Annotated in this window: 5 protein-coding genes; 2 read left to right on the top strand and 3 right to left on the bottom strand. The window is 68.6% G+C overall.

What is annotated here, in order from left to right; translation table 11 throughout:
• The first annotated feature begins 197 nt into the window (after positions 1–197).
• Both ACWD6R_RS39765 and ACWD6R_RS39760 read left to right on the top strand, forming a co-directional pair.
• A complete protein-coding gene (locus ACWD6R_RS39765) occupies positions 198–974 on the top strand; it encodes a GNAT family N-acetyltransferase (RefSeq protein WP_451823220.1) in 777 nt (258 codons plus the stop codon).
• 343 nt (positions 975–1,317) lie between these two features.
• The gene (locus ACWD6R_RS39760) at positions 1,318–1,965 is read left to right on the top strand and encodes a recombinase family protein (RefSeq protein WP_451823219.1); all 648 of its coding nucleotides are present in this window, start codon (positions 1,318–1,320) and stop codon (positions 1,963–1,965) included.
• Between the two features lie 77 nt (positions 1,966–2,042).
• Here ACWD6R_RS39760 and ACWD6R_RS39755 read toward each other — a convergent pair whose 3' ends face one another.
• The 3 genes from ACWD6R_RS39755 to ACWD6R_RS39745 are packed head-to-tail and all read right to left on the bottom strand — an operon-like array spanning position 2,043 to position 5,078.
• The gene (locus tag ACWD6R_RS39755; RefSeq protein WP_451823218.1) at positions 2,043–3,647 is read right to left on the bottom strand and encodes a hypothetical protein; all 1,605 of its coding nucleotides are present in this window, start codon (positions 3,645–3,647) and stop codon (positions 2,043–2,045) included.
• Between the two features lie 16 nt (positions 3,648–3,663).
• Positions 3,664–3,984, bottom strand: coding sequence for a helix-turn-helix domain-containing protein (locus tag ACWD6R_RS39750; protein WP_451823217.1), 321 nt, complete (start codon positions 3,982–3,984; stop codon positions 3,664–3,666).
• The gene (locus tag ACWD6R_RS39745; protein WP_451823216.1) at positions 3,981–5,078 is read right to left on the bottom strand and encodes a tyrosine-type recombinase/integrase; all 1,098 of its coding nucleotides are present in this window, start codon (positions 5,076–5,078) and stop codon (positions 3,981–3,983) included. Before ACWD6R_RS39745 ends, ACWD6R_RS39750 begins: the two co-directional genes overlap by 4 nt.
• Between the last annotated feature and the right edge of the window lie 151 nt (positions 5,079–5,229).

Genomic DNA, 5,229 nt, shown 5'->3' with positions numbered 1-5,229 from the left:
GAGGCCCGCGAGTTCATGGAAACTGAAGGGTCTTCAGCGCGAACCCGAGGGTCCACTGCCTTGATTCTGGGGGATGGACCCGTGGGTTCGCGTCAAGATGAGGGTCGGGTCCCAAGGCCGGTTTGGGCAGCGGCTCCCCCCTCCAGGTGGGCGGAAATCCGCTTGGTGAACCCTCTCGCCCGTGCTGAAATGCGCGGATGGATACTTCTGAAGTACTCGCCCTCTTCGACCGTCAGATGCGGCGGGATACCCTCGCCGACGCGCCCGGCGCCCGGGTCGAGCGGGTCGGCAAGGTGGTGCGGCAGGTCGGCGCCAAGGGCGGCTGGAGCGCGGTCGTCTGGTCCGGCCTGGACCAGGCCACGGCGCGGTCGGCGATCGCCGAGCAGGTGCAGTACTTCACCGAGCTGGGGCGCGAGTTCGAGTGGAAGCACTACTCGCACGACGAGCCGGAGGATCTCGGCGAGCTGCTGCTGGCGGCCGGGTTCGAGGCTGAGCCCGACGAGGCCCTGATGATCGTCCGGATCGCCGACCTGCCCGATGGCGGCGGACTGCCCGAGGGTGTCCGGCTGCACCCGGTGATCACCCCGGCCGACGTGGAGCTCATGCTGTCCGCGCATGAGGGGGCGTTCGAGACGACTGCGGACTGGCTGCGGCCGCGCCTGCTCGACATGCTGGCCGAGAGCCCGGGGACGGTCAGCATGGTCGTCGCGATGGCCGACGACATGCCGGTCTGCGGGGCGCGGATGGAACTACACCCGGGCACCGAGTTCGCCAGCCTCTGGGGCGGTGGCACCGTACCCGCCTGGCGCGGCCGGGGGGTCTACCGGGCGCTGGTTGCGCACCGCGCCAAGATCGCCGCCGAGCACGGCTACCGCTACCTGCAGGTGGACGCTTCCGACGAGAGCCGCCCGATCCTGCAGCGGCTCGGCTTCGCCGCTTTGAGCACCACGACCCCGTACGTGTATAAGCCGTAGCCGGCACCCCCTGCTTAACGCTTCTCACCCGCGGGCTGGAGCACTTCGGCCGGGCCGGGGGTGAGGCACCTCCTGGGCCGTAGAACGCCGCCCGCGCTCGTGGCGGCGACGGCCACGCTGAACTGCTCCGACCTACGCAGGCGACGGAGCAAGACCGTCGTTTGCGGCTGGTGACATTTCGCTCGCATTCCGGTCTCACCTCACAAACACAGAGTCGGACGCGCAGTGTCGGTAAACGACCGTCTGTCGACACGCGTGTGATCACGAACCCGCAGGTGGGCACTGTCGACAACTCGCGTCGGAAGTCAACGTCGGTGAACGGTCGGCGGGGTGGTTTCCGACAATGCTTCTTGGCTACTGCCGCACTTCGACGGCCGACCAGAACCCCGACCACCAGATCGACGCGCTTCTCCGCAACGGCGTCGACCGCGACAACATCCACATCGACGTCGCCAGCGGCGCGAAAGCCTTCCGCCCCAAGCTCGATCTCGTCATGCAGCTGATGCGCGAGGGCGACACGTTGAAGGTGACCCAGCTCGACCGGCTCAACCGCTCCGTGGTGCACCTGGTGACCCTCGGCGCCGAGCTGCGCGAGCGCGGGATCGGGCTGCACGTCATTGAGCAGGGCATCGACACCGCCACCATGGAGGGGCGGGCGATGTTCGGGATGCTGTCCGTACTGGCAGAGCTCCAGCGCGAACTGATCGTGGCGAACACGAACGACGGGCCCGCCTCCGCGCGGGCCCGGGGGCGGGTAGGCAGGCGCCGGCCGAAGCTCACCGAGGACCAGGCCGCGCTCGCTCAACGGCTGCACGACGCCCGGGAGAAGACCGTCCAGCAGATCGCCGACATGTTCAACGTGCCCCGTTCCACGGTGTACGGGCACCTCGACAAGACCAAGACCGTTCCCCCGCCAGCCGAAGAAGACCACTGCGGCGAAGCCCTGAAAGCTACTGGCGGCTTACTTGTCACCTGGTTCGCCACTCGTTGACGGCACCCCCAGAGGCCCGCGAGTTCACGAAAACTGAAGCCTGTTCGGTGGGAATCCGAGGGTTGGGTGCCCGGATTCTAGGGGGCGGCCCCTCGGGTTCGTGGTGAAGCCGCGGGGTCGGATTCCAAGGGCCGTTCCAAGAGCTGGCGTGCTGCGGTCGCGTAGCGGATCGCTGTCTTCTCGTCGAGGCCGAACACCTCGGCGAGGTGGAGCGGGTCGGGCCCGTGGGTGAGGGCTTCTTCAAGTTGCCGGTCGACGCGGAGTCGTTCGAGCGTGGCGGCTTGGCCGCGGAAGGCTTCGGTGATCCAGACACCGCTGACCGGCCGGGTGTCCATGGCGGTGTGCTGGCTGACGATCAGGTATGGATTGGCGGTGTTGGGCCATCGTTGCCGCCGGTAGTCGAGCCAGGCCAGGATCGCGTCGCGGGTGAGGTCGTCGAGTGGACGGACGCGGCCAGCGATAGTGAGACGGCGGTCGCCCAGGTCCACGTCGTCGAGGAGGAGTTCGCGCACTGCCTTCGGCCGAGCGGCGTGGACGGCGGCCAGGGCCAGGGCGAGCTGGGCGGCCGGGGTGGTTACGGATTCCACCGCAGCGCGGACCTCATGCGGCTGGAGGGGAAGAAGGATGCCATAGTCCTGGCGGCCGACGCGGACCCGGGCGGCGGGGTTGCGGAAGATCGTGCCGTTCTTCTTGCAATGGCGGAACAGTGACCGCAGGACGCTGAGGGTGTGGTGCCGCTTGGAGCCTGCCAGTTGGTTGCGGACGGCCAGGATGTCGTCGCGGGTCACTTCGCGCAGGTGGTCCAAGCGGGTGGACCAGTCCAGCAGCACCGGGCGGACCTCGTTGAAATACTTCACGGCGGTGTCGGGGTCGCGGGCGTGGCTGCGCGGTCCGCCGTCGCGGAGTGTTCTGAGCCAGTCCTCGACGTCCCGGCGGATTCCGTCGGCGAGGCCGTCGAGCTTGCGGGCCAGCCAGGACTCGAAGGCCGGGACGCGGTCGTCGTCGAGGAGACCGAGCTGGTCGAGGACTTCGGCGGTGCGTTTGGTGTTGAGACCGAAGTGTCTCAACCCGACAGACATCTCCGAGTAGCGGATCCTTTCGCCAGGCGGGTGGCCGGACAGGAGGATGACCAGGGCCCGGTCGACTTCCAGGAAGACCCATCGCGTCCAGCCGCGGGCCTCGCCGATGGTGCGGGCCTGGCGGCGGGCCTGGTCCACGATCGGGCTGGTCAGGTCCTTGGTGCGGTGGTCGTAGCGGCTCAGGTCCCGAGACGCCTCGGCCAGCCGGAGCTGGACCCACGGTGTGCTGGGCCGCACCGGTTCAGGGGTTGGCCGTGGCTTGAGGACTCGGCGTCCTTCCTTGCCGACGGGCGGCCCGCCGTTGCGGGGCCGCTGCATGTTCGCGAAGAACAACTGCTGGTGCTTCACCCGCCGCAGGAAGATCGCCAGTGCGGCGGCCTCACCGGTGGCGCCCGCGGTCTTGACGGCCCAGCTGGCCTGGGCCCGGCAGAGCCGACAGTGCCCGTCGTGGACGGGGACCTCGCGCCGGCAGACGGAGCATGTACCAAGAGAGTTGAGCTGGCCGTAGGTGTAGCAGGCCCGGCAGAACCGTCCGGGGAGCTGTCCCCAGCCGAAGCATCCGGCGCAGGAGGCTGCGGGCTTGTCAGCCCGTATTCGTCCCATGTGTCCAGAGCTTCCGTCAGGCTGGCGGCAAGGAGCGACCGTCGTGCCGGCGGGGCACTACCGTGCTCCCCGAGCCGACAGCGGTCTGCTGGACCGTGTCCTGGCCGGGGCGGGCGACCGTCTCCGGCTGCGGAATCAGCAGGTCCCCGATCTCGCAGCCGAGCACGACGCAGATGACGTCCAGGTCGTCAAGCTTGAGGGAGACCGGCTGACCGGACCACAGTCCGGACATCTTGCCCGCGGAGATCACCAGTCCGTGCTCGGCCAGGCTCCGCTGCAGGTCGGATGCCTTCCAGATGCCCTTGCTCGCGGCCGTGAGCCGCAGGTTCCACTTCATCGGACCAGTCCTCCCAGCCGCTGTGCGGCCCGCTCCTGCCCGGCGACCCAGGCGTCCTCGACCCGCATGCCGTGCACGTGGACATACCGCATCGTCGTCGCGATCCAGGAATGTCCCAAAACCTCCTGAATTGCAATCAAATCCATGCCGTTCAGATAGAGCTCCGACGCGCAGTAGTGCCGCAACACATGCGGCGTCAGCTTCTCTGCCCAGCCCGGCAGATGGGCCTTCGCTGCCTCCTTCAGGCCGGTGCGGAGCGCGTCGTCGCCGACCCGGCGCGAGGAGCCGTCCGCATTCTTGCGCTCGGAGGGGAAGAGCGGGGCGCCGGGGCGAGTGTGGTCGTCGTCGAACTGGCCCCACACGTCCTCGATGAACCACCGAAGGGTCCGCCCGACATCGTTGATCAGCGGCACCATCCGCTCACGCGGCCCCGACCCCCGCGAGCCCTTGCCGTAGCGGACGTGGAGTTTGCCGAACCGGCCCAGGTCCCACTTGATGTCCGCCAGGTCCAGCCGGCACGCCTCGTTCACCCGCAGCCCCACCCCCGCCATCAGCCTCGCGGCGGTGTAGTTCCGGGCGGTCGGCGCGAACTTGCGGCAGGTCGCCAACTCGCCGGCCCAGCCGGCGAACAGCGCGCCGACCTCGGGCGAGGTCGGCGGGATCCGCAACTGCGCGTCCTTCGAGCCGCGCGGGCGGTTCATCTCGTCGATCGGGCAGTCCACCACCCGGCCGGTCAGCTGGTGGATCTCGACCTTGTGCCGCAGCTCCAGGAACGCGAAGTACGTGGTCAGCGACTGGGACCGGGCCAGCCGGGTGCCACTGGGAGAGCCCCGCAGCACCCGCCCGAAGTACGCGTCGGCGTCGGCGGGCTCCATGTCCCACAGCGGACGGCCGAACCACGTCCGCATCTGCTCCAGGTTGCCGACGTCCCCGCGGATGGTGCCGTCCGCAAGGCCCGCCGAGGCCCGCGCCAGCACGAACCCGGCCAGCACGTCAGTCTCGAACGCCTCCAGCTCGTCGGTCGAGGCCAGCGCCCGGAACTCGCGCAGATCCCGTACAGCAGCCAGCGCCAACCCGAGCCCCCTCAGCTTCACCAAGAAAGTGGAACCATCGTGAAAGCTGAGACTACTTCATAAATCCTGAAGTTTCTTCACTGGATACCAGGCTGCCGAGGGAGAGACGAACCCACTGGCCAGCGGGCTGGACTCTCTCCGGGGCTCAGGGGAACACAAGGGATGTCGCACA

This window comes from Streptomyces sp. NPDC005151, from assembly GCF_053599875.1.
The sequence above is the reverse complement of the archived record's forward strand: the minus strand, read 5'-3'. Positions and strand labels throughout refer to the sequence as shown.

What these genes read in the sequence shown, in the direction of transcription:
- ACWD6R_RS39750 (WP_451823217.1), bottom strand. Translation starts at nt 3,984, where the DNA reads ATGAAGTGGAACCTGCGGCTCACGGCCGCGAGCAAGGGCATCTGGAAG.
- ACWD6R_RS39755 (WP_451823218.1), bottom strand. Translation starts at nt 3,647, where the DNA reads ATGGGACGAATACGGGCTGACAAGCCCGCAGCCTCCTGCGCCGGATGC.
- ACWD6R_RS39765 (WP_451823220.1), top strand. Translation starts at nt 198, where the DNA reads ATGGATACTTCTGAAGTACTCGCCCTCTTCGACCGTCAGATGCGGCGG.
- ACWD6R_RS39760 (WP_451823219.1), top strand. Translation starts at nt 1,318, where the DNA reads ATGCTTCTTGGCTACTGCCGCACTTCGACGGCCGACCAGAACCCCGAC.